Origin of the sequence: Streptomyces rubiginosohelvolus (assembly GCF_014649875.1) — a bacterium.
Lineage (GTDB): Bacteria > Actinomycetota > Actinomycetes > Streptomycetales > Streptomycetaceae > Streptomyces > Streptomyces rubiginosohelvolus.
This window is the reverse complement of sequence record NZ_BMTW01000008.1, coordinates 253,370-277,861: the sequence shown is the minus strand read 5'-3', so window position 1 is coordinate 277,861 and position 24,492 is coordinate 253,370. Positions and strand designations below refer to the sequence as shown.

The window sequence follows — 24,492 nt, the reverse complement described above, 5'->3', positions numbered from 1 at the left end:
ACCGGATCGCCGAACGCCTGACCGGCCTGTGATCAGCTGTGCGGCAACCTTCCGCCGGGTCTTCGCGTCTTCCCTCGAAACGCGAGCCCCCGGTGCCCCGTTCGGCGGCATTACAGTGGGCCGGAACATTCGGGCGGGCCCAGCGGTACGACACCCCCCGGGGTCCGCAAGCACCACGATCAGCAGGGAGCGCATGACGTGCGGCCTGTAGGCAGCAAGTACCTGCTCGAGGAGCCGCTCGGGCGCGGTGCCACGGGCACCGTCTGGCGAGCCCGGCAGCGGGAGACCGCGGGCGCCGAGGCGGCCGTCGCGGGTCAGCCCGGCGAGACCGTGGCCATCAAGGTCCTCAAGGAGGAGCTGGCCAACGACGCCGACGTGGTGATGCGGTTCCTGCGGGAGCGCTCGGTCCTGCTGCGGCTCACGCACCCGAACATCGTGCGCACCCGGGACCTCGTGGTCGAGGGTGATCTCCTCGCCCTGGTCATGGACCTGATCGACGGCCCCGATCTGCACCGCTACCTCCGCGAGAACGGCCCGCTCACCCCGGTCGCCGCCGCCCTGCTCACCGCGCAGATCGCGGACGCGCTCGCGGCCAGCCACGCCGACGGCGTCGTCCACCGCGACCTCAAGCCCGCCAACGTGCTCCTCGACGAGCGTGACGGCGGCATGACTCCGATGCTCACCGACTTCGGCATCGCGCGGCTCGCCGACTCCCCGGGGCTGACCCGGACGCACGAGTTCGTCGGCACACCCGCCTATGTGGCGCCGGAGTCCGCCGAGGGCCGCCCGCAGACCTCCGCCGTGGACATCTACGGCGCGGGCATCCTGCTGTACGAGCTGGTCACCGGCCGGCCGCCGTTCGCCGGCGGCACCGCGCTCGAAGTCCTGCACCGGCACCTCAGCGAGGAGCCCCGCCGGCCCTCCACCGTGCCCGACCCGCTGTGGACGGTCATCGAGCGCTGCCTGCGCAAGGACCCGGACCAGCGGCCCAGCGCCGAGAACCTGGCCCGTGGTCTGCGTACGGTCGCCTCCGGCGTCGGCATCCACGCGAACTCCGCCCAGATCGCCGCCGCCGAAGGGGTGGGCGCCCTGCTCGCCCCCGACCCGGCGCCCACGGCCGTCCCGGACACCCCGGGCGCGGCCGACCCCACGCAGGTGCTGCCGAGCAACGCGGGCTCCTACGACCCCGCCGCGGCCACCAGCGTGCTCCCGCAGACCGGCCCCGGAGGACAGGGCCAGGGCGGCAACCAGGGGCACGCCGACCCCACCGCCGTCATGCCGCCCGTGCCGCAGCGCCCCGACGGGCCGCCGCAGCCGGACGGCCCGCACCCCTGGCAGTCGCAGCTCCAGGCGGCCCGCGACCGCAACGAGCAGACCCAGGTGCAGTACCTGGACCCGAGCCAGGACCCGCTGCGCCGCCGCCCCCAGCGCCAGCAGCCGCCGCAGCAGCCTCCCCAGCGGCAGCAGCCCGCACAGCGCAGGCAGCAGCCGCTCCAGCAGCAGTACCCGTACCAACAGCAGCAACAGCAGCAACAGCAGCCGCAGCGCTACCAGCAGCCGCAGCAGCCCCAGCGGCAGCAGTACGCGCCCCCGCAGCCGCAGCAGCCCCAGCAGCCGGCCGCCCGGCCGCCGCGCGAGCCGCGTCCGCCGCGGCAGCGCAGCGCCAACCCGATGCGCATCCCCGGACTCGGCTGCCTCAAGGGCTGCCTGTTCACCCTGGTGCTCCTCGTCGTCGCCGGCTGGCTGATCTGGGAGCTGACCCCGCTCCAGGACTGGGTCGCCCAGGGCAAGGGCTACTGGGAAGCGATCGGTGACGCGATCGGCACGGTCACCGACTGGTTCTCCAAGCTCGGCGACAGCGCCGGAGGCTCGGGCGGGGCCTGACCCGTACGCCGAAGGGCCGGCCGCGGTCCGACCCGTACGCCGAAGGCCCGGCCGCGGCCCGACTCACAACCGGGTCCTGACCCGCAATGCTGTCTCTTTGTCGACTTCTCCGGGCCCATTCCGCCCGGAGAAGCCGAGGTCGGTGCCATCCTGGGCGCGTGACACCCCGAACGCCGCGTAACTTTGTCGACCGGGGGTCCACCGCCAGCCGCTGAGGGAGCAGTCTTGGCACGGAATATCGGCAGCCGGTACACGGCCCACCAGATCCTGGGGCGCGGCAGCGCCGGCACGGTATGGCTCGGCGAGGGGCCCGAGGGCCCGGTCGCCATCAAGCTGCTCCGTGAGGACCTCGCGTCCGACCAGGAGCTCGTGGGCCGCTTCGTACAGGAGCGCACCGCCCTGCTCGGACTCGACCACCCGCACGTGGTCGCCGTCCGGGACCTCGTCGTGGACGGCAACGACCTGGCGCTGGTCATGACCCTCGTACGCGGCACCGACCTGCGCACCCGTCTGGACCGCGAGCGCCGCCTCGCCCCCGAGGCCGCCGTGGCGATCATCGCGGACGTCGCCGACGGGCTGGCCGCCGCGCACAAGGCCCAGATCGTCCACCGGGACGTCAAGCCGGAGAACATCCTGCTCGACATGGAGGGCCCGCTCGGCCCCGGCGGCGCCCACCCCGCCCTCCTCACCGACTTCGGCGTCGCCAAGCTGATCGACACCCCGCGCCGCACCAAGGCCACGAAGATCATCGGCACACCGGACTATCTGGCGCCCGAGATCGTCGAGGGCCTCCCGCCGCGCGCCGCCGTCGACATCTACGCGCTGGCGACCGTGCTGTACGAGCTGCTCGCCGGGTTCACGCCCTTCGGCGGCGGCCACCCCGGCGCGGTCCTGCGCCGCCACGTCACCGAGACCGTCGTCCCGCTCCCCGGCATCCCCGAGGAGCTGTGGCAGCTCCTGGTCCAGTGCCTGGCCAAGGCCCCCGCCTCCCGGCTGCGCGCATCGGAGCTGGCCGTACGGCTGCGCGATCTGCTGCCCCTGCTGGCGGGGATACCGCCGCTGGAGGTGGACGAGCCGGGTCCGGAGGAGAGCGAGCAGGCCCCGGGCTACGACGAGCAGCAGTACACCCCGGCCGCCGACGAACCCCGCCGCCGCGGCGCGGTCCCGCTGGTGCCCGGCTCCGCCCCCGACTCCAACCGGGACACCCACACGAGCATGCGCGTCCCGGCCCCGGACGAGCTGGCGGGCGGCCCCCTCGGCACGGCCCGCGCCCCCCGCGCCCCGGGCAGGCCCCGCCCCGGCTCCGCCCGTAACAAGGCGGCGTCCGTCCGCAAGCGCCGCATCACCCTGGGTGCCGCGGCCGTGCTGCTCTGCGCGGCCGTCGCGGTCGGCGGCTGGCTGGCCACCGGCGGCGGCGACGGGGGCGGGACGCCCCAGGACAGCGAGAACTCGGCCCCGGCGTCCCCGTGAGCGAGTCCCCGACCCCGTGAGGGAGTCCCTTGTCCGGGTCCGATTCCGGGCCGGTTCCCGGGTGAGGGCAAGCTTCATCCGCCCAGCCGTTACGCTGGACCCGTGGCAGTCGTCGATATTTCCGAAGAGCTGAAGTCCCTCTCCTCGACCATGGGGTCGATCGAGGCCGTCCTGGACCTGGATGCGCTGAGGGCGGACATCGCCGCGCTCGAGGAGCAGGCAGCGGCGCCGTCCCTCTGGGACGACCCCGACGCGGCCCAGAAGATCACCAGCAAGCTTTCGCACCTCCAGGCCGAGGTCCGCAAGGCCGAGGCCCTGCGCGGCCGGATCGACGACCTCGAAGTCCTCTTCGAGCTCGCCGAGGCCGAGGGCGACGCCGACGCGCAGGCGGAGGCCGAGGCCGAGCTGGAGTCGGTGAAGAAGGCGCTGGACGAGATGGAGGTCCGCACGCTCCTCTCCGGCGAGTACGACGCGCGCGAGGCCCTGGTGACCATCCGCGCCGAGGCCGGCGGCGTCGACGCCGCCGACTTCGCGGAGAAGCTCCAGCGCATGTACCTCCGCTGGGCCGAGCAGCACAACTACAAGACCGAGGTCTACGAGACCGCGTACGCCGAAGAGGCCGGCATCAAGTCGACCACTTTCGCCGTCCAGGTCCCGTACGCCTACGGCACGCTCTCCGTCGAGCAGGGCACCCACCGGCTGGTCCGCATCTCGCCCTTCGACAACCAGGGCCGCCGCCAGACGTCCTTCGCTGGTGTCGAGGTGCTCCCGGTCGTCGAGCAGACCGACCACATCGAGATCGACGAGTCCGAGCTGCGCGTGGACGTGTACCGCTCCTCGGGCCCCGGCGGACAGGGCGTCAACACCACGGACTCCGCGGTCCGTCTGACCCACCTGCCCACCGGCATCGTCGTCTCCTGCCAGAACGAGCGCTCGCAGATCCAGAACAAGGCGTCCGCGATGAACGTCCTCCAGGCGAAGCTCCTCGAGCGCCGCCGCCAGGAGGAGCAGGCCAAGATGAACGCGCTCAAGGGCGACGGCGGCAACTCCTGGGGCAACCAGATGCGTTCGTACGTCCTCCACCCGTACCAGATGGTCAAGGACCTGCGTACGGAGTTCGAGATGGGCAACCCCGAAGCGGTCTTCAACGGCGAGATCGACGGGTTCGTCGAGGCGGGCATCCGCTGGCGCAAGCAGCGGGAGAAGTAGCTTCAGCGGTACGGAGGTTGGGCCCGGACAGTGTCTGTCCGGGCCCTCCTGCGTTGGGGAGGATCTGTGCCCGATGCGTCACAGTCACGCTTCCGAATAGCCGTCAACACCCCTCATATCGGTGCCTAGTGCACGGAACGGCCTTGACGTAATCCTTAACTCTGGCCAGGGTGCTAGAGCAGCATGCGTATGTCTGGGGCGGGTGTGTACCGGGGGGCGGGGCGGGGTGACCACGACACGACGTGGCCTTGCCGGAGCGATACCCCCAGGGCCCGCTGTCCGCATATGGCTGCTCCACTGACGAGATCGGCTACTGGGGGTAGCAACAGATGACGAAGAAGACGCGTGTGCGCGTCGCGCGGATAGCCGCTGGTGCGGTCATTGCCGCGGGTGCCTCGCTGACTGCGGCCGGTGCGGCGCAGGCGCTGGAGATCGGCGTCGACACCGGCGTCGCGGACGTCCAGGTCCAGACGGGCCCGCTCGACGGCGACGACCCGATCGGCGGCGCCGACCCGGGCGACGTCGAGGGTGGCGACCAGGGCGGCGTCGAGGGCGCGGTCGAGGGTGCTGTCGAGGGTGGCGACCAGGGCGGCGTCGAGGGCGCCGTTGAGGGTGCTGTCGAGGGTGGCGACCAGGGCGGCGTCGAGGGCGCGATCGAGGGTGCCGACCAGGGCGGCGTCGAAGGCGCGGTCGAGGGTGCTGTCGAGGGTGGCGACCAGGGCGGCGTCGAGGGCGCCGTTGAGGGTGGCGACCAGGGCGGCGTCGAGGGCGCCGTTGAGGGTGGCGACCAGGGCGGCGTCGAAGGCGCTGTCGAGGGTGGCGACCAGGGCGGTTCCGGTAACAACGGCGGTTCCGGTAACAACGGCGGCTCCGGTAACAACGGCGCTTCCGGTAACAGCGGCGGTTCCGGCAACACCGGCGGTTCCGGCACCTCCGGTGGCGGCGACCAGGGCGGCAGCAGCGCGACCGGAGGTTCCACCACCGGTGGCGACGACGCCGGCTGCACCGTCGACCTCGACGGTGCCGAGTGCACCGACAACACCGACACCGACAGTGTCGGCAACAAGCCGGTCGAGCAGAGCAAGGGCAAGGAAGAGCTCGCCGAGACCGGTGCGGCCGAGACGACCTTCCTGGTCATCGGCGCCGCGACGATGATCGCGGGCGGCATCGGCTTCCGCATCCTGCCGCGTCTGGTCGGCGGCGGTCGCACGGCCGCCTAGGTCCGGCAGTCGGGTCCGCGGCGACGTCCGCCGCGGACCGTGACGGACCCTACCGGCGCGTAGCGGGCGCGGATCAGGCCCGTACGCGGCGCAGCACGGCATGACGAAGGGCCCGGGAGGGCGTACGACGCCTCCCGGGCCCTTCTGTGCGCCCGGACCGCTCAGGCGGCCGTACGCATACGTCTGTGAGCCCCGACGGGGCGGTTAGGGGCGGCCCCGAGGGCCGCACGGGCCCTGATCAGGCCGCCTGCGCCAGCAGCGCGAGCGCCGCCAGCAACACCACCATCAGGGCGATCAGCATCGCCGGGCTCATCCCGGCCAGCGGGCCCTGGCCCTGCTCCTCCAGCATCTGCTGCCGCACGGCACGGCAGACACGGCAACGGCCCTCGCTCACGGGCGCCGCACAGTTCGCGCACACCAGTCGGTCATAGGTCATGCGCATTCCTCCTCCCGCGCGGCGGAGCCGCTTGCCTGCTGTCTCTCCGCACAACGCTCACGGAAACGCAACCGTTCCCCCCACCACTGTGCCAGCTCGCGGCGATTTCGGCGCGGCCCGCCGGACAAGGTCCGGCACGACCCGTTTCGTACCGTGGGGCGATTCGCCACATACCACCCATTGCCGGACGCCGCCTGCACGCGTGAGCCCGGTTCGCGTATGGTCACGCTCACCTACTCCCGGCCGACCGTGGTGCATCCGTGATCCGATTCGACAACGTCTCCAAGACCTACCCGAAGCAGACCCGACCGGCTCTGCGCGATGTCTCGCTGGACATCGAGAAGGGTGAGTTCGTCTTCCTGGTGGGGTCCTCCGGCTCCGGCAAGTCGACCTTCATGCGACTGATCCTGCGCGAGGAGCGGGCCAGCACGGGCATGGTCCATGTGCTCGGCAAGGACCTCGCGCGGCTGTCCAACTGGAAGGTGCCGCAGATGCGCCGCCAGCTGGGGACGGTCTTCCAGGACTTCCGCCTGCTGCCCAACAAGACGGTCGCGGAGAACGTGGCCTTCGCGCAGGAGGTCATCGGCAAGCCGCGCGGCGAGATCCGCAAGGCCGTGCCGCAGGTGCTCGACCTCGTCGGCCTCGGCGGCAAGGAGGAGCGGATGCCCGGTGAGCTCTCCGGTGGTGAGCAGCAGCGTGTGGCCATCGCCCGCGCCTTCGTCAACCGCCCCATGCTGCTGATCGCGGACGAGCCGACCGGCAACCTCGACCCGCAGACCTCGGTGGGCATCATGAAGCTGCTGGACCGGATCAACCGGACCGGCACCACCGTGATCATGGCGACCCACGACCAGAACATCGTCGACCAGATGCGCAAGCGCGTCATCGAGCTCGAGCAGGGCCGTCTCGTACGCGACCAGGCACGCGGCGTCTACGGCTACCAGCACTGACCGAGGGGCCCCGGCCCCTCGTGCATTTCGAGCATCGAGTACTGAAAGGACGCCATGCGCGCCCAGTTCGTCCTGTCGGAGATCGGCGTCGGTCTCCGCCGCAACCTCACGATGACCTTCGCGGTCGTGGTCTCCGTCGCCCTCTCGCTCGCCCTGTTCGGCGGTGCGCTGCTGATGCGCGAGCAGGTCAGCACGATGAAGGACTACTGGTACGACAAGGTCAACGTCTCGATCTTCCTCTGCAACAAGAACGACGCCAAGGACATGCCCAAGTGCGCCAAGGGGGCTGTCACCAAGGAGCAGAAGGCGGAGATCAAAGCCGATCTGGAGAAGATGGACGCCGTCGAGACGGTCCACTTCGAGACGGTCGACGAGGCGTACAAGCACTACCAGGAGCAGTTCGGGGACTCCCCGATGGCGGGCAACATCACGCCCGACCAGATGCAGGAGTCGTTCCGCGTGAAGCTGGACGACCCGCAGAAGTACAAGGTCGTCGCGACGGCGTTCGCCGGGCGGGACGGGGTGCAGTCCGTCCAGGACCAACGGTCCATCCTGGACAACCTCTTCGAGCTGATGAACGGCATGAACGTCGTCGCGATCTACGTGATGATCCTCATGCTCGTCATCGCGCTGATCCTGATCGTCAACACCGTGCGCGTCTCCGCGTTCAGCCGGAGACGTGAAACGGGCATCATGCGCCTCGTCGGGGCCTCCGGCTTCTACATCCAGGCCCCCTTCATCATGGAGGCGGCCGTCGCCGGTCTGATCGGCGGTGTGCTGGCCTGCGCCATGCTGCTCGGCGGCCGGTACTTCCTGATCGACGGCGGTCTCGCCCTCCAGGAGAAGCTGAACCTGATCAACTTCATCGGCTGGGACGCGGTCCTGACCAAGCTTCCGCTGGTGCTCGCGATCGGTCTGCTGATGCCCGCCGTCGCCGCTCTCTTCGCGTTGCGCAAGTACCTGAAGGTGTGACATGTGCCCCCTGGGGCGCACAGGCGATCGCCCGTGCGCCCCAGGGGGTTTGTCCTAGACTCGTCGCCATGTCGGGCTCCGCTCAACGCTTCGGGCCCCGCGGTCTTCGCCGCGGGGCGGCCCTGACCTTGGTCTTCGGGTGCGCTCTCGCCACCGCCGCCGCGACCGGTTCGCTGCCGCAGGACCCCGAGCCCGGGCCCGGTCCGCAGACCCGCGCCGTCTCCTCCACCGTCGCCCCGGTCGACCGCGACGAGATCGAGGACGCCGCCGCCGAGGCCGAGGCCGACGGGAAGTCCGTGAAGGACGCCGCCGAGGAGGTCGTCAGCCGCAGCGGGGACCGCTGGGGCGCGGTGTACGACCAGCGGGAGTACGAGGAGTTCGAGCAGGCGCTGGACGGCACCTACACCGGGGTCGGGCTCTCCGCCCGGCGCACCGGCCGCGGCGACGTCACCGTCTCCCGCGTCCAGCCCGGCGGCCCCGCCGACCGGGCCGGCATCCGCGCCGGCGACCTGCTGCGCACCCTGGACGGCCGCGCGATCGGCAAACGCCCCGTCGCGGAGGTCGTCGCGTTACTGCGCGGCGACGGGACGGGAGCGGCCGAGGGCAGCCGGGTGGAGCTGGGGCTCGTCCGGGAGGGCCGGAGCTGGACCGAGACCCTGGAGCGGGCTCGGCTGACCACCGAGGCGGTCACCGTGCGGCAGCTGGGCGACGCGCCCTCGTCGGCGGTCCTGGTCAAGGTCGCCGCCTTCACCAAGGGCGCGGGGGCCGACGTCCGGGACGCGGTCCGGGACGCCCCCGACGGGGCGGGGATACTCCTCGATCTGCGCGCCAACTCCGGCGGACTCGTCGCCGAGGCCGTCGTCGCCGCCTCCGCCTTCCTGGACGGCGGCCTGGTCGCCACGTACGACGTACGCGGGGATCAGCACGCCTTGTACGCCGATCCGGGCGGTGACACGGACCGGCCGGTCGTCGTCCTGGTCGACGGCGGCACGATGAGCGCCGCCGAGCTGCTGACCGGCGCCCTCCAGGACCGGGGCCGCGCGGTCACCGTCGGCTCGCCCACCTTCGGCAAGGGCTCCGTGCAGATGCCCAGCAGGCTCCCGGGCGGCTCGGTGGCCGAGCTGACCGTCGGCCACTACCGCACCCCGGGCGGCCGCAACGTCGACGGCAGGGGCATCACCCCCGACCTCGTGGTGGGGGAGAGGGCCCAGCAGCGGGCCGAGACGGTATTGAGTGGCCTCGGGGGTGGGTCGTAGTGCGAAAATGACCGCACTATGGCGAAGGAAAAAGACACCGGGCGCAAGATGATCGCGCAGAACAAGAAGGCGCGGCACGACTACACGATCCTCGACACCTACGAGTGCGGCCTCGTCCTCATGGGTACGGAGGTCAAGTCCCTGCGCATGGGGCGGGCCTCCCTGGTCGACGGCTTCGTGCAGATCGACGACCACGAGGCGTGGCTCCACAACATCCACGTCCCCGAGTACGTCCAGGGCACCTGGACCAACCACGCGGCCAAGCGGAAGCGGAAGCTGCTGCTGCACCGGGCCGAGATCGACAAGCTGGAGTCGAAGTCGCAGGAGACGGGCCACACGATCGTGCCGCTCGCGCTGTACTTCAAGGACGGCCGGGTCAAGGTCGAGATCGCGCTCGCGAAGGGCAAGAAGGAGTACGACAAGCGGCAGACGCTCCGCGAGAAGCAGGACACGCGGGAGACGAACCGCGCCATCGCGGCGGCCCGCCGGCGGCAGCGCAGCGCCTGAGGACCCCCGCAGGGGGAATACGCTGGCATCGTCCGGCGTTGGTCACGTACGATGGGCCGTGCACCTCAGCGAAGGTGCGCGTTTTGAAAACACCACATGGGGATGATCGGTTTCGACAGCGGATGTCGAAGCAGGGGAAGCGAGTCGAGGAAGCGGCAATGATCTCGTAAACCATATGTCGCAAACAATAATCGCCAATTCCAAGCGCGATTCCTCCGCCTTCGCCCTCGCTGCCTAATTAGCAGCTAGCGAAGACTCTGCGGAGTGTCAGCCCGGGGGTGATCCCGACCCGGATCCTGGCATCAACTAGGGATCTAAACTTCTCGGCCCGGCCACGGGGCCGAGAAGGAAATCAAACAGTGGCTGGGCCTGTCGGAGGCTTGTTCGCGTGACCTCCGGGGCCGAGAAAAGCGCAGCGAACTGCACTCGGAGAAGCCCTGGTTCCGCACCGTTGGACGCGGGTTCGATTCCCGCCATCTCCACAATTCCCATGTAGGCCGCTGCCCCGTGAGTTCGCTCGCGGGGCAGCGGCTTTTTCACGCCCGCCGCCAGGCGCCCTTTTCACTTCCGCCGCTCCCGGCCGTACCCGCCGCCCGCAGCCGCGACGACCAGAGCGAGGGCCGCCGCCGACATCGGGGCCGCGTAGCCGGAGGCCGTGCCCGCGTGTTCGACCAGCCAGCCGCCCGCCGCCGCCCCGGCCGCGACCCCGCCCAGCAAGGCGGTCACCGCGAGCGTCATGCCCTCGTTCAACTGCTCCGGGCGCGTGGCCCGCTGGACCAGCGTCATGCCCGTGACCATGGTCGGCGCGGTCGCCGCCCCCGCCAGCAGCAGGCAGAGCGCCAGAACCGGCAGGGCGGCCGACGCGGCGGCGGCCAGCAGCGGCAGGGACATCAGGGCCGTCATCGCGGCCAGGCACAGCAGCAGCCGGAGACGGGCGTTCCGGGCCGGGCGCAGCGAACCGTAGAGCAGGCCCGCCGCGCACGAACCGGCCGCCTGGAGCGCCAGGATCGCGCCCCCGGCATGCGCGATGGAGACCACCTCCATGGCTCCGAACACCGCCCCCGTGGCAAGGAAGACCGCGAGCAGTGCGGGCATCCCCGGCGTGCGCAGGGGCGAGGCCACCGTCTTCGTACGCGGGGTGACCGGCGGTTCCGTGGCGCGCTGGGCCGCGAAGATCAGGACGCCGGTCATCAGGAGCACCGCCCCCACCAGCGTGCCCGCCTCCGGGAACAGCGCCCCGCAGAGCGTCGCGGCCAGCACCGGGCCCAGCATGAAGCACAGCTCGTCGGCGGCCTGCTCGAAGGAGTTCGCGGTGTGCAGGGCCGCCGGATCGCCCCGGTGCAGATGCGCCCAGCGGGCCCGCGACATCCCGCCGGTGTTCGGGGTCGTCGCGGTCGCGGCGTATGCGGCGAACAGCGTCCAGGCCGGGGCGTCGTGGTGCACGCACAGCACCAGGGCCAGCGACCCCAGCACGGCGAGCGCGGTGGCGGGCACGGCGACGCGCGCCTGCCCGAAGCGGTCCACCAGCCGGGCGGTGAAGGGCGCGACGACCGCCGTCGCCGCCAGGCCGGTCGCGGTGACGGCCCCGGCGAGGGCGTACGAGCCCCGGGACCCGGCGATCATGATGACCGCGCTGACGCTGAGCATCCCCATCGGCAGCCGGGCGATCAGATTGCCCGCCGTGAAGGCGCGGGCCCCGGGCGTCGCCAGCAGCCGGAGGTACGGATTCGACGACGGCCGCCCCCGACGGTGCGCTGCGCTCGTCGGCGCGGAGCGCGGGGCGGCGACCAACTGCCCGCCGGATACCCGGCAACGAGCGGACGCGGGAGTGGACCGACCTCGCCGCATCGCTGTTCGCCGAATGGGACATCCCCTGCCGCCCGCCCGGAGACCGCTCCTGCCGCCCGCCCCGCCGTCCCGACCCCGCCCGGTCCGCGCGCCCGTCCGGTGGCCGTACCCCGGCCCGCCCGGCACACCCGCCCGGGCGCCTTCCTCGCCGTCGCCGACGAACTGCACTTCACCCGGGCCGCCGCCCGGCTCTTCGTCGCGCTGACCAGTTGGCCCTTGCCGAGGGGTGGATGGTCCGACCGTCCGGGTCCTGGCCGCCCTGCTCGCGATGCTGATGCTGCGCGGATACGTGCACAGCGAGATCCTCGCCGACCACCGGGTCCGCGGCGCCGACCGCTCCACCGAGGTGCCGAAGGACGTCCTCACCGGCGGCCCCGTCATCGACGCCCGTTCCGGTGACGCGAAGACCCTGCGCATACCCGACCGCCGGATCGTCCTGACCTTCGACGACGGGCCCGACCCGGTGTGGACGCCGAAGGTGCTCGACAAGCTGAAGGAGTACGACGCCCACGGCGTCTTCTTCGTCACCGGCACCATGGCCGCCCGCCACCCGGACCTGGTCCGGCGGATGGTGGAGGAGGGCCACGAACTCGGGCTACACACCTTCAACCACCCCGACCTCTCCCACCAGTCCACCGCGCGCATCGACTGGGAGCTGTCGCAGAACCAGCTGGCGCTGGCGGGCGCGGCCGGCATCCGCACCTCGATCTTCCGGCCGCCGTACTCCTCCTTCTCGCACGCCATGGACAACACGTCCTGGCCGGTCACGGAGTACATCGGAAGCCGCGGCTACCTCACCGTCGTCACCGACACCGACAGCCAGGACTGGAAGCGCCCCGGGGTCCGCGCCATCGTCGAGCGGGCCACGCCGAAGGACGGCAAGGGCGCGATCATCCTCATGCACGACTCCGGCGGCGACCGCTCGCAGACCGTGGCCGCGCTCGACACCCTGCTGCCCGACCTCAAGGAGCGGGGCTACACCTTCACCCGCCTCACCACCGCCCTCGACGCCCCCAGCGCGCACACCCCGGTCACCGGGTTCGCCCTGTGGAAGGGCAAGGTGTTCGTCTCCGCCGTCGCCGTGTCCGAGCGGATCACCGGCGTCCTGGTCGTCGGACTCGCCGTCATCGGCACCCTGGTGCTGGCCCGCTTCGGCCTCATGCTGCTGCTCTCCTTCCTGCACGCCCGCAAGGTCCGCCGCCAGGACTTCCGTTGGGGCGAACCCCTCGGCCGCCCGGTCTCCGTCCTGGTCCCCGCGTATAACGAACGCGAGTGCATCGAGGCGACCGTGCGCTCCCTGACCGCCGGCGAGCACCCCATCGAGATCATCGTCATCGACGACGGCTCCACCGACGGCACCGCCGACCTCGTCGAGGCCATGGGGCTGCCCCGCGTACGGGTCGTCCGCCAGCAGAACGCGGGCAAGCCCGCCGCCCTCAACAACGGCATCCGGAAAGCCCGTTACGACATCGTCGTGATGATGGACGGCGACACCGTCTTCGAACCGGCCACGGTCCGCGAGCTGGTCCAGCCCTTCGCCGACCCCCGGGTCGGAGCCGTCGCGGGCAACGCCAAGGTCGGCAACCGCGACTCCCTCATCGGCGCCTGGCAGCACATCGAGTACGTGATGGGCTTCAACCTGGACCGCCGGATGTACGACGTGCTCGGCTGCATGCCCACCATCCCCGGCGCGGTCGGGGCGTTCCGCCGCCAGGCCCTGGAGCGGGTCGGCGGGATGAGCGAGGACACCCTCGCCGAGGACACCGACATCACCATGGCCCTGCACCGGGACGGCTGGCGCGTCGTCTACGCCGAGAACGCCCGCGCCTGGACCGAGGCCCCGGAGTCCGTGCAGCAGCTCTGGTCGCAGCGCTACCGGTGGAGTTACGGCACCATGCAGGCGATCTGGAAGCACCGCCGCGCGGTCATCGAACGGGGGCCCTCGGGCCGCTTCGGGCGGGTCGGCCTGCCGTTCGTCTCCCTGTTCATGGTCGTCGCCCCGCTGCTCGCGCCGCTCATCGACGTGTTCCTGCTGTACGGACTCGTCTTCGGCCCGACCGGCAGGACGGTGGCCGCGTGGTTCGGCGTCCTGGTCGTCCAGGCCGTCTGCGCCGCGTACGCCTTCCGGCTGGACAAGGAACGCATGACCCACCTGCTCTCGCTGCCGCTCCAGCAGATCCTCTACCGCCAGCTCATGTACGTCGTACTGCTCCAGTCCTGGATCACCGCGCTCACCGGCGGCCGGCTGCGCTGGCAGAAGCTGCGCCGCACCGGCGCGGTGGAGGCCCCCGGCGGGGTCTCCGCCCAGCGGCGCGGCACCGAATCCGTCCCCGAGAGGAGGCCCGTCGGATGAGCGCCGCCACCGTGCCCGCCGGAACCCCGGTGGCGCCGCCCGCCGCTACGGGCAAGCCCGGCCGGGACCGGTATCTCGACCTGCTCCGGACGATCGCCCTGGTCCGCGTGGTGATCTACCACATCTTCGGCTGGGCCTGGCTGACCATCCTGTTCCCCTCCATGGGCGTGATGTTCGCCCTGGCCGGCTCGCTGATGGCCCGTTCGCTGGCCCGCCCCGCCGCAGCAGTCGTCCGGGGCCGGATCCGCCGCCTGCTGCCGCCCCTGTGGGTGTTCGCGCTCGTCGTCGTACCGATGATGTTCGCGCTGAGCCGGCAGCCGGTGAAGGAGGACAGCCTGTGGTGGTTCGTCAAGCTGGCCTGGTACGTCTTCCCGGTCGGCGCACCCCCCTTCCCCCGGTCCAGCGGTGACCAGGCCGGTCTGCTGGAGGACACCTGGGCGGTCCAGGCGGCCGGACCGCTCTGGTACATCCGCGCCTACCTCTGGTTCGTCCTCGCCTCGCCCCTGCTGCTCCGGGCGTTCCGGAAGCTGCCCTGGGCGACGCTGCTCGCGCCGCTCGGCCTGACCGCCGTGATGGGCACCGGCCTGGTGACGATCCCGGGCGAGACCGGCGACGCGCTGAGCGACTTCGCGGTCTTCGGCTCCTGCTGGGTCCTCGGCTTCGCCCACCACGACGGCCTGTTCAAGGACGTCCCGCGCTACCTCACCGTCTCGCTGGCGTCGATCGTCATGGGCTTCGGGCTGTGGTGGGCCTCGGGACACCTCACTGCGGACGGCTGGGACCTCAACGACATCCCGCTGGCCCAGGCGACCTGGTCGCTCGGCTTCTGCGTGATCCTGCTCCAGTACGCCCCGTCCTGGCAGGAGCTGCCCGGCCGGCCGGCCCGCTTCGACCGCCTGGTCACGCTCGCCAACAACCGGGCCATGACGATCTACCTCTGGCACAACCTGCTGATCCTGGCGACGATCCCGCTGATCGACCTCCTACGGGAGATCCCGTACGTGGACGCGCACCTGGGATCGGCGGTCGAGGCCGGGTACACCCTGCTGATGACCCTGCTCATCTGGCCGCTGCTCGCAGTCATGATCGTCGCCGTGGGCTGGGTGGAGGACGTCGCCGCCGGACGCCGGCCCCGGCTCTGGCCGGACGGCAGAAGGTAGACCTGCATCTCACCGGGCCGGGAACGGCCCGGTGAGAGCAAGGTTGCGCACCGGTCACCTCGCGGCACCACGCCGAAACGCGGGCTCCCTAGCGTCGGGAACAACACCCCGACCCCCTGTGGAGGCGCGTGATGGCAGGCCGTTGGATCGAGACCTGGGACCCGGAGGACGAGACGTTCTGGCGGGAGAAGGGCGAACGGGTCGCCCGCCGCAACCTCTGGTTCTCCGTGCTCTCCGAGCACATCGGATTCTCCATCTGGACCCTGTGGTCGGTGATGGTCCTGTTCATGGGACCGGAGTACGGCATCGACCCGGCCGGGAAGTTCTTCCTCATCTCGACGGCCACCCTCGTCGGCGCGCTGGTGCGGGTGCCGTACACCTTCGCCGTCGCCCGCTTCGGCGGCCGCAACTGGACGATCTTCAGCGCGGTGAGCCTGCTCGTCCCGACCCTGGCCGCGTTCTGGGTGATGGAGCCCGGGACCTCGTACGGCACGTTCGTCGCGGTCGCGGCGCTCACCGGCATCGGCGGCGGCAACTTCGCCTCGTCGATGACCAACATCAACGCCTTCTTCCCGCTGCGCCACAAGGGCTGGGCGCTCGGCCTCAACGCGGGCGGCGGCAACATCGGCGTCCCCGTCGTCCAGCTCGTCGGCCTGCTCGTCATCGGCACCCTGGGGGCCTCGCACCCCCGGATCGTCCTCGGCGTCTACATCCCGCTGATCGTCCTGGCCGCCGTCTGCGCCGCCCTGTACATGGACAACCTGCGTCCCGTGAAGAACGACACCGGGGCCGCGCTGGAGGCCGTCCGCGACCCGCACACCTGGATCATGTCGGTCCTCTACATCGGCACCTTCGGCTCGTTCATCGGCTACAGCTTCGCCTTCGGCCTGGTGCTCCAGACCCAGTTCGGCCGGACCCCGCTCCAGGCCGCCTCGCTCACCTTCGTCGGCCCGCTGCTGGGCTCCCTGATCCGGCCCGTCGGGGGCCGCCTCGCCGACCGGTACGGCGGCGCGCGCATCACCCTGGCCACCTTCGTCGCGATGGCCGCCGCCACCGGCGTCGTCATCCACGCCTCGGGGACCGCCTCGCTGCCGGTCTTCCTCACCGGCTTCACCGCCCTGTTCGTCCTGACGGGCCTCGGTAACGGATCGACGTACAAGATGATCCCCGGCATCTTCCACACCAAGGCGCTGGCCCGGGGCCTGGACGGCGAGGCGGCCGCCGCCCACGGACGGCGGCTCTCCGGCGCGGCCATGGGTCTCATCGGGGCCGTCGGCGCCCTCGGCGGGCTGGCGATCAACCTCGCCTTCCGCCAGTCCTTCCAGGCCTCCGGCGCCGGAACCGCGGCCTTCTGGTCCTTCCTCGCCTTCTACGGGGTGTGCATCACGCTCACCTGGGCGGTATACCTTCGCCGCGCGGCACCGGTGCCCGCCCGGGCCCAGCTCGGTTACGCGGAGGTGTAGAAACGGCGCGGTCCGGCGTCGTGCGACGTAACGGCCGGGAAATACGGGGGAACCGAGCCTGTCACGCACCGTTGGCAGTCTCGGGCCTCCGCACCCCGCGTCACCAGCGGGAACCATCGCGTATCAGCGGGGAACCATCGCGCACCAGCGGGAACACAGGAGCCGGGGAACACGCCATGCAGGACGACGACACAACGCACGGCCCCCTCGCGGGCTTCACCGTCGGGGTGACCGCCGCCCGCCGGGCCGAGGAGCTGGGCACCCTCCTCAAACGCCGCGGGGCCGCCGTCCTGCACGCCCCCGCCCTGCGGATCGTGCAGCTCGCCGACGACAGCGAACTCCTCGCCGCCACCAAGGAGCTGATCGGCCACGCCCCCGACGTGGCGGTCGCCACCACCGCGATCGGCTTCCGCGGCTGGATCGAGGCGGCCGACGGCTGGGGCATCGGCGACGCGCTCCTTCAGACCCTGCGCGGGGTCGAACTCCTCGCCCGGGGCCCCAAGGTCAAGGGCGCCATCCGGGCCGCCGGGCTCACCGAGACCTGGTCGCCCGGGTCCGAATCGATGGCCGAGGTCCTCGACCGGCTCCTCGCCGAGGGCGTCGACGGCCGCCGGGTCGCCCTCCAGCTGCACGGCGAACCCCTGCCCGGTTTCGTCGAGTCCCTGACGGCCGCGGGCGCCGAAGTCGTCGTCGTCCCCGTCTACCGCTGGATGCCGCCGCAGGACCTCGCCCCGCTCGACCGGATGCTCGACGTCACGGCCGCCCGGGGCCTGGACGCGATCACCTTCACCAGCGCGCCCGCCGCCGCCTCGTTCCTGGGCCGGGCGGAGACCCGCGGGCTGCTCCCGGAGATCCTCGGCGCCCTGCGCGACGACGTGCTGGTCGCCTGCGTCGGGCCGGTCACCGCCCTCCCGCTCCAGGCCCGGGGCATCGACACCCTCCAGCCGGAACGCTTCCGGCTCGGCCCCCTCGTCCAGCTGATGTGCGCCCACCTCCCGGCCGCCGCCCGCATCCTGCCCGTCGCCGGCCACCGCGTCGAGATCCGGGGCCACGCGGTCCTCGTCGACGACGAACTGCGCGCGGTGCCGCCCGCCGGCATGGCCCTCCTGCACGCGCTGGCCCGCCGCCCCGGCTGGGTGGTGGCCCGCGCCGACCTGCTGCGGGCCCTGCCCGGCAGCGGCTCCGACGAACACGCGGTGGAGACGGCGATGGCCCGGCTGCGCTCGGCGCTGGGCGTGCCCCGGCTGATCCAGACGGTCGTCAAGCGCGGCTACCGGCTGGCGCTGGACCCGTCGGCGGACACGAAGTACGGGCGCTGAGAGGCCCTTCCACGGGAGCCGGGGCCCGCGAGCCGGGGCCCGCGAGCCGGGGCCCGCGAGCCGGAGCCCGGCCGTCCCGGCTAGCGTGACCGGATGACCGACCGCACCCATCTCCTCGCCCCGGACGTGGCCTTCCGGCCCGCCGAACTCACCGACGCGCCCGCCTTCGCCACGGCCCTCACCCGCAACCGCGCGTACATGCGCCGCTGGGAACCCGTACGCCCCGACACCTTCTACACCGTCGAGGGCCAGGCCGCCCGGCTCACCGCCCTGCTGGCCGACCGGGACGCCGGGCGGGCCATGCCCTGGGTGCTCGCGGACGCCGACGACCGGGTGATCGGCGGCTTCACCCTCTCCGGCGTCGAGCGGGGCCCGTTCCGCAACGGCCGCCTCGGCTACTGGGTCGACGAGGGCCACGCCGGACGCGGCCTGGCCACCGCGGCTGTCCGCGCGGTCTGCGACGCGGCCCGCGACCGGCTGGGCCTGCACCGCGTCGAGGCGGCGACCGTCACCGACAACGCCCCGTCCCAACAGGTGCTCGCCAAGGCCGGGTTCGAGCGGATCGGCACCGCACCCGGCTATCTGCACATCAACGCCCGCTGGCGCGACCACCACCTGTTCCAGCGGCTTCTCCACGACGACCCGCCGGCCGGCTGACCGCCACGGCCGCCGGAGCCTCCCGCGCATGCACATGGCCGTCCAGCGGATAGTCGGGCGGCAGCGCCGGGATCACCCGCGCCAACGGGAATCCGCACTTCTCCGCCACCCGGCAGGAGGCCACGTTGTCCACCTGGTGCAGCAACTCCAGCCGGATCAGGCCCTGTTCGGCGAAGGTCGCGAACGCCCAGTCGGTCAGGGCCGCCAGCGCCCGGGACGCCACACCCCGGCCGCGCGCCGGAGCCGTCGTCCAATAGCCCATCTCCGCCCGGCCGCTCACCAGATCCAGCTGCTTCATCACGACGTTGCCGAGCAGTTCGTCCTCCCGCCCGCCCTCCGTGACGGCGAAGGCGAAGCGGGTGCCCGCCGCCCACCCCGTACGCTGCGCCTCCAGCCAGTCGGCGGCCCCGTCCGGACCGGATACCTGGACGGCCAGCCACCGGCGCATCGCCGGATCCTCGTACGCCCGCAGCACCGCGGGAAGATCCTCCTCGCGCCACCGGCGCAGCCGCAGCCCCCCGGGGCCGATCACGGTGCTGTCGCCGTACGGGTCCATGCGTATCTCCCCCTCGTGCTCCATGGCCGTCACGGTACGGGGGCGGCGGCGGGGGTTCCGGCGGGGCCCCGACAGGAGCACTCTGGGGGTGGTCGTTCCACCGGGTGACCCAGGGCGGTGAGCGGGATCATGGCAGTGGGCAGGGGGGCGCGGATGTGGCGCTTCGACGCGGGCCGGATCTGCCTCGATCTGGTGGCCACGGAACGTGCGGGCGGAGTGCCCGGCACCTGCGAACAGCTCGACGGGACGGGTCACTTGGCCCAATGGCTGACCGATGCCCGGCTCGTCCCGCCGGGCACCGAGCTGGACGCGCTGGACGACACCTGGGTGGTCCGCTTCCACGAACTGCGCTCCGCCGTCTCCCGCTTGATGGCCGCCCAGCTCGGCGGGCCCCCGGCCGACGGCGCGCTGGAGCGGGTCAACTCCCTGGCGTCCGGCGCGCCTCCGGGCCCCCGGGCGGTGCGCGGGGCGGACGGCGACCTGGTACGGGCCCTGAGCGCCGCACCCGACTGTGCGGGTCTCCTCGCCGTCGTCGCCCGGGACGCGGTGGACCTGCTCACCGACCCGGTCGCGCGGGCGGCCCTGCGCCGCTGCCAGGGCGAGGACTGCCACCGGCTCTACCTGGACACCTCGCGCGGCGGACGGCGGCGCTGGTGCTCCGGGGAGGTCTGCGGCAACCGCGAACGGGTCGCCCGCCACCGGCGCAGAACCTCCGGAACGACCGCCACGAACGACCCCGGTGAACCTGGCGCGTTCGGTCCGGAGAAAGAAATTCCGCCCGGCGTTGAATGAACCGGCACCCGCCCCCGTATCGATGGTCCAGGAGCTCGTTTCAGAGGTCTCGACCGGGAGGTTCGGGTGCGCAAGGATGCGGCCGTGGCCGATGACCGTCCGCACAGGGCTCGACATCGCAGTGAGCCGCCCCCGCCCCCTTCCGGGATACCGGACGAGGAGCTGATGCGGGCGCTGTACCGCGAACACGCCGGGCCGCTGCTCGCGTACGTCCTCCGACTCGTCGCGGGCGACCGCCAGCGGGCCGAGGACGTGGTGCAGGAGACGCTCATCCGTGCCTGGAAGAACGCCGGCCGGCTCAACCGGGCCACCGGCTCCGTCCGACCCTGGCTGGTGACGGTCGCCCGGCGCATCGTCATCGACAACCACCGCAGCCGGCAGGCCCGGCCGCGCGAGGTCGATCCGTCGCCGCTGGAGGTCATTCCCGCGGAGGACGAGATCGACAAGGCGCTGTGGCTGATGACGCTCTCGGACGCGCTCGAAGATTTGACCCCCGCGCACCGGGAAGCATTGGTCGAGACCTACTTCAAGGGGCGTACGGTCAACGAGGCCGCCGAAGTGCTCGGTGTCCCCAGCGGGACCGTGCGGTCCCGGGTTTTCTACGCCCTGCGTTCGATGAAGCTCGCACTCGAAGAGAGGGGGATCACGGCATGAGCGACCAGCAGTGGCAGCCGTTCGGGCCCCGGCCTCCCGGTCACCGTACGCCGTCCGGTCCCTCAAGTCCCCCGTATGCGGCGGGTCCTGCACACCCCTCAGGGCCCGCTCACCGCGCCGGCGTCCCCGCCCCGCCCGGTCCGCCCGGACCCTTCGGCGCCGGACCCGGCCCCGGCCCGGGACCCACGGGCTCCGAAGGGTCCGAGCACGACGCGGCCGCCGCGTACGTCCTCGGCATCCTCGACGACGCCCAGGCGAGCGACTTCGAGGCCCATCTCGCGGGCTGCGCCCGGTGCGCCGCGCATCTCGACGAGTTCGCGGGGATGGAGCCGATGCTCGCGATGCTCGCCGAGGCCCCGTCCGCCGTGCCCGGCGCCCGCCCCGTACCGCATGTGCCCGAGAAGCCCGCGCCCCGGCTGCTCGGCGGACTGATGGACGAGGTCGCCCGCAAACGGCACCGCCGTTCCCGGCGCAGCCGGTACTGGGTCGCCGCGGCCGCCGCCCTGATCGTCGGCGGCCCGGTCGCCGCGTTCGCGGTCACGGCGGGCGACGACCGCGGCGGCGGATCGGTGGCCGTGGGCGAGCCGCACCCCACCAGTCCGGCCGAGGACTCCTTCTTCGAGCACATGACGGAGAAGGTCTCGGCGACCGACCCCACCACCCGGGTCGGCGCGACCGTCGGCATGGAGGAGAAGGCCTGGGGCACCCACACGGTCCTGGAGCTGAAGAACGTCAAGGGACCGCAGAAGTGCACGCTGGTCGCCGTCTCCAAGACCGGTGAGGAGGAGATCGTCACCTCCTGGTCCGTCCCGCAGTGGGGGTACGGCATCGAGGGCGCGACGAACCCGGCGGCGAAGGCCCCGCTGTACGTGCACGGCGGGGCGGCGATGGACCGCGAGGACATCGCCCGCTTCGAGGTGCGGACCTTCGACGGGGAGCGGCTGGTGGAGATCGGAGCCTAGGGCCTGTCGTCACATTCCCGCCTGCCGGGCGACGCCTGGCACGCACGCTCGCGGCGTTGCCGAAATACCCTAGTAGCTCCGCTACGAGACCATTCCGGCGCCTTGCGATCGCACGCACCATGCGCCGCCCGGCCGCCCTTCGGGCGACGACGGGAATGTGACGACAGGCCCTAGCGCGCGACGCGCGATCCTCTCCCTGGTCGGCAGGTGCGCGCGGGCCCCCTTCGCTATAGGGTTGACGGCTGCCCAGTGCCGTTAAGAAGGGGGCCTCGGTGGCCGCGCAGGATGCCGCTGTCGAATCGCTGCGGGACCGGGAAATCGGTGTCGAGCAAGAGCATCTCGACCGTGTTTATCACCGCCTCGAAGAGAAGATCCACGAGGCGGAATTCCTCATGAACGACGCCGTCAAGCGCGGCCAGGTCGGTACCCCCGGCGCGCTCGCGGAGCGGGACGCCCAGGTGTTCCGGGCGGGGATCCACCTCAACCGGCTGAACAGCGAGTTCGAGGACTTCCTCTTCGGGCGGATCGATCTGCTGCTCGGCAAGGACGGGGAGCGCGGCCCGGACGGCGCGTACACCTCCGTGGAGCCGGCCGACGACTCCGTACGCGACGACGCCACCGCCGATATCGCGGAGACGCTCCACATCGGCCGGATCGGGGTCCTGGACTCCGACTACGCGCCGCTGGTGATCGACTGGCGGGCCCCGGCCGCCGCCCCGTTCTACCGCTCCACCCCGAAGGACCCGGGCCGTGTCGTACGCCGCCGGGTCATCCGCTCCAAGGGCCGCAAGGTCCTCGGGGTCGAGGACGACCTGATGCGCCCGGAGCTGACGGCGTTCCTGGGCGGCGAGAAGCTGCCGGTGATCGGGGACGGCGCGCTGATGGCGGCGCTCGGCCAGGCCCGCAGCCACACCATGCGGGACATCGTCTCCTCCATTCAGGCCGAACAGGACCTGGTCATCCGGGCCCCCGCCGCCTCGGTCACCGAGGTCACCGGCGGCCCCGGCACCGGCAAGACGGCGGTAGCCCTGCACCGGGCGGCGTATCTGCTCTACCAGGACCGGCGGCGGTACGCGGGCGGCATCCTGATCGTCTCGCCCACCCCGCTCCTGGTCGCGTACACCGAAGGGGTGCTGCCCTCGCTCGGCGAGGAGGGCCAGGTCGCGATCCGCGCGATCGGCTCGCTCTCGGACGACGCGGCGGGTCTCGAAGGGGCCACCGCCTACGACGAACCGGCCGTCGCCCGGGTCAAGGGCTCCTCCCGGATGCTCCATGTGCTGCGCAAGGCGGCCCGGGGCGCCCTGGAAGTCCCGCGGCCGGTGGACGAGGGCGGCCAGCTCGCCTTCGGGGAGGAGCCCGCGCGGGCGGCCGCCCCGGCCACCCCCACCCGGCTGCGCGTCGTCGCCTTCGGCGCCCGGATCGAGCTGGAGGCCGAGGAACTGCGGCGGATCCGGCACAACGCCCTGGGCGGCACCGCCCCGGTCAACCTGCTGCGCCCGCGCGCCCGCAAGCTGCTGCTGGACGCCCTGTGGAACAAGTCCTCCGGCCGTGGCCGCTACACCGACCCGGAACTGGTCGCGGAGCTACGCTCCTCGTTCGACGAGGACGTCTCCACCGAGACCCCGTTCCTGGAGTTCCTCGACGCCTGGTGGCCGGAGCTGACGCCCCGCCGGGTGCTGGCCGCGATGGCCGACGAGCGACGGCTCGGCCGCTGGTCCCGGCGCATCCTCAACCAGGGCGAGACGCGCCGCCTGGCCCGCTCCCTCAAGCGCCTGGACGCGGAGGGTAACGGTCCGCTCTCCGTCCACGACGTGGCGCTCCTGGACGAGCTCCAGGCGCTGCTGGGCACCCCGAACCGGCCCAAGCGGAAGCGCGAGGCCGATCCGCTGGACCAGCTCACCGGGCTCGACGAGCTGATGCCGCAGCGCGAGGAGACCCAGTGGGAGCGGGCCGAGCGGCTCGCGGCGGAGCGCACGGAGTACGCGCACGTCATCGTCGACGAGGCGCAGGACCTCACCCCGATGCAGTGGCGCATGGTCGGCCGCCGCGGCCGGCACGCCACCTGGACGATCGTCGGCGACCCGGCCCAGTCCTCCTGGTCCGACCCGGACGAGGCCGCCGCGGCCCGGGACGAGGCGCTCGGCTCCCGGCCGCGCCGCCGCTTCACCCTCACCGTCAACTACCGCAACCCGGCGGAGATCGCGGAGCTGGCCGCCAAGGTGCTGGCGCTGGCCATGCCGGGCATGGAGTCCCCGGCGGCGGTCCGCTCGACCGGGGTGGTGCCGCGCTTCGAGCCGGTACGCGACGGGGACCTGGCCGCCACGGTCCGCGAGGAGGCCGCGCGGCTGCTGGAGCAGGTGGACGGCACGGTCGGCGTGGTCGTCGCGATGAACCGGCGCGCCCAGGCCCGCGAGTGGCTCGCGGAGCTGGGGGAGCGGGTGGTGGCGCTGGGCAGCCTGGAGGCCAAGGGGCTGGAGTACGACGCCACGGTGGTCGTCTCGCCCGCGGAGATCGCGGACGAGTCCCCGGCCGGACTGCGGGTGCTGTACGTGGCGCTCACCCGGGCGACGCAGCAGCTCACGGTGGTCTCGGGGGAGCGGGACATGCCGGACGAGGACGGGGTGCCGGACCTGCTCAGGGACTGACGCGGCAGGGTTCCGCGAGTCAACCCGGCGCATGGGAATCACTTTTCCGGGGTCTTTGTTACCGTGGTACTGGCACCGGCTCGATCCAAGCCCCCGGGCCCAACCTTCGTCGCTTCGAGCGACCACTTGCCGCGAGGCGAGCATGGCGGGTCGGTGCCACCTAAGCGAAAAAGACAGAC

At 72.1% G+C, this 24,492-nt stretch carries 20 protein-coding genes and 1 other RNA gene; 18 read left to right on the top strand and 3 right to left on the bottom strand.

The window, feature by feature from the left end; genetic code table 11:
- The first annotated feature begins 198 nt into the window (after positions 1-198).
- The 4 genes from IE134_RS20185 to IE134_RS20170 all read left to right on the top strand — a co-directional run bounded on the left by IE134_RS20185 (position 199) and on the right by IE134_RS20170 (position 5,783).
- Positions 199-1,884: a serine/threonine-protein kinase gene (locus IE134_RS20185; protein ID WP_098894782.1), complete on the top strand. Its 1,686-nt coding sequence runs from the start codon at positions 199-201 to the stop codon at positions 1,882-1,884.
- A gap of 225 nt (positions 1,885-2,109) precedes the next feature.
- Positions 2,110-3,354 carry a serine/threonine-protein kinase gene (locus IE134_RS20180; RefSeq protein ID WP_030708837.1) on the top strand — a complete coding sequence of 415 codons (1,245 nt, stop codon included), beginning with the start codon at positions 2,110-2,112 and terminating at the stop codon, positions 3,352-3,354.
- Between the two features lie 102 nt (positions 3,355-3,456).
- Positions 3,457-4,563 carry a peptide chain release factor 2 gene (gene prfB, locus IE134_RS20175; RefSeq protein WP_030708835.1) on the top strand — a complete coding sequence of 369 codons (1,107 nt, stop codon included), beginning with the start codon at positions 3,457-3,459 and terminating at the stop codon, positions 4,561-4,563.
- Positions 4,564-4,892: 329 nt separating this feature from the next.
- A complete protein-coding gene (locus IE134_RS20170) occupies positions 4,893-5,783 on the top strand; it encodes an LPXTG cell wall anchor domain-containing protein (protein ID WP_189431261.1) in 891 nt (296 codons plus the stop codon).
- A gap of 238 nt (positions 5,784-6,021) precedes the next feature.
- Here IE134_RS20170 and IE134_RS20165 read toward each other — a convergent pair whose 3' ends face one another.
- Positions 6,022-6,219: a hypothetical protein gene (locus IE134_RS20165; protein ID WP_030591905.1), complete on the bottom strand. Its 198-nt coding sequence runs from the start codon at positions 6,217-6,219 to the stop codon at positions 6,022-6,024.
- Positions 6,220-6,479: 260 nt separating this feature from the next.
- On the opposite strand from IE134_RS20165, the gene ftsE reads away from it, so the two are divergent.
- The 5 genes from ftsE to ssrA all read left to right on the top strand — a co-directional run bounded on the left by ftsE (position 6,480) and on the right by ssrA (position 10,389).
- A complete protein-coding gene (gene ftsE, locus IE134_RS20160; protein ID WP_003968787.1) occupies positions 6,480-7,169 on the top strand; it encodes a cell division ATP-binding protein FtsE in 690 nt (229 codons plus the stop codon).
- Between the two features lie 54 nt (positions 7,170-7,223).
- Complete coding sequence (ftsX, locus tag IE134_RS20155; protein WP_010062141.1) at positions 7,224-8,141, top strand: permease-like cell division protein FtsX; 918 nt, start codon at positions 7,224-7,226, stop codon at positions 8,139-8,141.
- A 68-nt stretch (positions 8,142-8,209) separates the two neighbouring features.
- On the top strand, positions 8,210-9,397 hold the full coding sequence (locus IE134_RS20150) for a S41 family peptidase (protein ID WP_050513570.1): 1,188 nt from the start codon (positions 8,210-8,212) through the stop codon (positions 9,395-9,397).
- An 18-nt stretch (positions 9,398-9,415) separates the two neighbouring features.
- The gene (gene smpB, locus IE134_RS20145; RefSeq protein ID WP_003968790.1) at positions 9,416-9,904 is read left to right on the top strand and encodes an SsrA-binding protein SmpB; all 489 of its coding nucleotides are present in this window, start codon (positions 9,416-9,418) and stop codon (positions 9,902-9,904) included.
- Positions 9,905-10,002: 98 nt separating this feature from the next.
- Positions 10,003-10,389: a transfer-messenger RNA gene (ssrA, locus tag IE134_RS20140) on the top strand.
- A gap of 76 nt (positions 10,390-10,465) precedes the next feature.
- Here ssrA and IE134_RS20135 read toward each other — a convergent pair.
- Positions 10,466-11,752, bottom strand: coding sequence for an MFS transporter (locus IE134_RS20135; protein WP_229823672.1), 1,287 nt, complete (start codon positions 11,750-11,752; stop codon positions 10,466-10,468).
- A gap of 268 nt (positions 11,753-12,020) precedes the next feature.
- Here IE134_RS20135 and IE134_RS20130 point away from each other — a divergent pair, with 268 nt between their 5' ends.
- From IE134_RS20130 to IE134_RS20110, 5 genes are all read left to right on the top strand, one after another.
- Entirely contained in the window at positions 12,021-14,105 is a 2,085-nt protein-coding gene (locus IE134_RS20130) for a bifunctional polysaccharide deacetylase/glycosyltransferase family 2 protein (protein WP_189431286.1), read from the top strand.
- The gene (locus IE134_RS20125; RefSeq protein WP_189431259.1) at positions 14,102-15,265 is read left to right on the top strand and encodes an acyltransferase family protein; all 1,164 of its coding nucleotides are present in this window, start codon (positions 14,102-14,104) and stop codon (positions 15,263-15,265) included. The genes IE134_RS20130 and IE134_RS20125 overlap by 4 nt, the downstream gene beginning before the upstream one ends.
- A 131-nt stretch (positions 15,266-15,396) precedes the next feature.
- Positions 15,397-16,728: a nitrate/nitrite transporter gene (locus IE134_RS20120; protein WP_189431257.1), complete on the top strand. Its 1,332-nt coding sequence runs from the start codon at positions 15,397-15,399 to the stop codon at positions 16,726-16,728.
- Between the two features lie 176 nt (positions 16,729-16,904).
- Positions 16,905-18,047, top strand: coding sequence for a uroporphyrinogen-III synthase (locus tag IE134_RS20115; RefSeq protein ID WP_189431255.1), 1,143 nt, complete (start codon positions 16,905-16,907; stop codon positions 18,045-18,047).
- 93 nt (positions 18,048-18,140) lie between these two features.
- The gene (locus IE134_RS20110) at positions 18,141-18,704 is read left to right on the top strand and encodes a GNAT family N-acetyltransferase (protein WP_030708816.1); all 564 of its coding nucleotides are present in this window, start codon (positions 18,141-18,143) and stop codon (positions 18,702-18,704) included.
- Here IE134_RS20110 and IE134_RS20105 read toward each other — a convergent pair.
- The gene (locus IE134_RS20105) at positions 18,637-19,284 is read right to left on the bottom strand and encodes a GNAT family N-acetyltransferase (RefSeq protein WP_107047119.1); all 648 of its coding nucleotides are present in this window, start codon (positions 19,282-19,284) and stop codon (positions 18,637-18,639) included. The two genes, IE134_RS20110 and IE134_RS20105, sit on opposite strands and share 68 nt — an antisense overlap.
- 105 nt (positions 19,285-19,389) lie before the next feature.
- On the opposite strand from IE134_RS20105, the gene IE134_RS20100 reads away from it, so the two are divergent.
- From IE134_RS20100 to IE134_RS20085, 4 genes are all read left to right on the top strand, one after another.
- A complete protein-coding gene (locus tag IE134_RS20100) occupies positions 19,390-20,052 on the top strand; it encodes a CGNR zinc finger domain-containing protein (protein WP_030708812.1) in 663 nt (220 codons plus the stop codon).
- Between the two features lie 66 nt (positions 20,053-20,118).
- A complete protein-coding gene (locus IE134_RS20095) occupies positions 20,119-20,706 on the top strand; it encodes a sigma-70 family RNA polymerase sigma factor (protein WP_024263532.1) in 588 nt (195 codons plus the stop codon).
- Positions 20,703-21,668 carry an anti-sigma factor family protein gene (locus tag IE134_RS20090; protein ID WP_126931507.1) on the top strand — a complete coding sequence of 322 codons (966 nt, stop codon included), beginning with the start codon at positions 20,703-20,705 and terminating at the stop codon, positions 21,666-21,668. The genes IE134_RS20095 and IE134_RS20090 overlap by 4 nt, the downstream gene beginning before the upstream one ends.
- Positions 21,669-21,940: 272 nt before the next feature.
- The gene (locus IE134_RS20085; RefSeq protein ID WP_030708810.1) at positions 21,941-24,313 is read left to right on the top strand and encodes a HelD family protein; all 2,373 of its coding nucleotides are present in this window, start codon (positions 21,941-21,943) and stop codon (positions 24,311-24,313) included.
- The last annotated feature ends 179 nt before the right edge of the window (positions 24,314-24,492 follow it).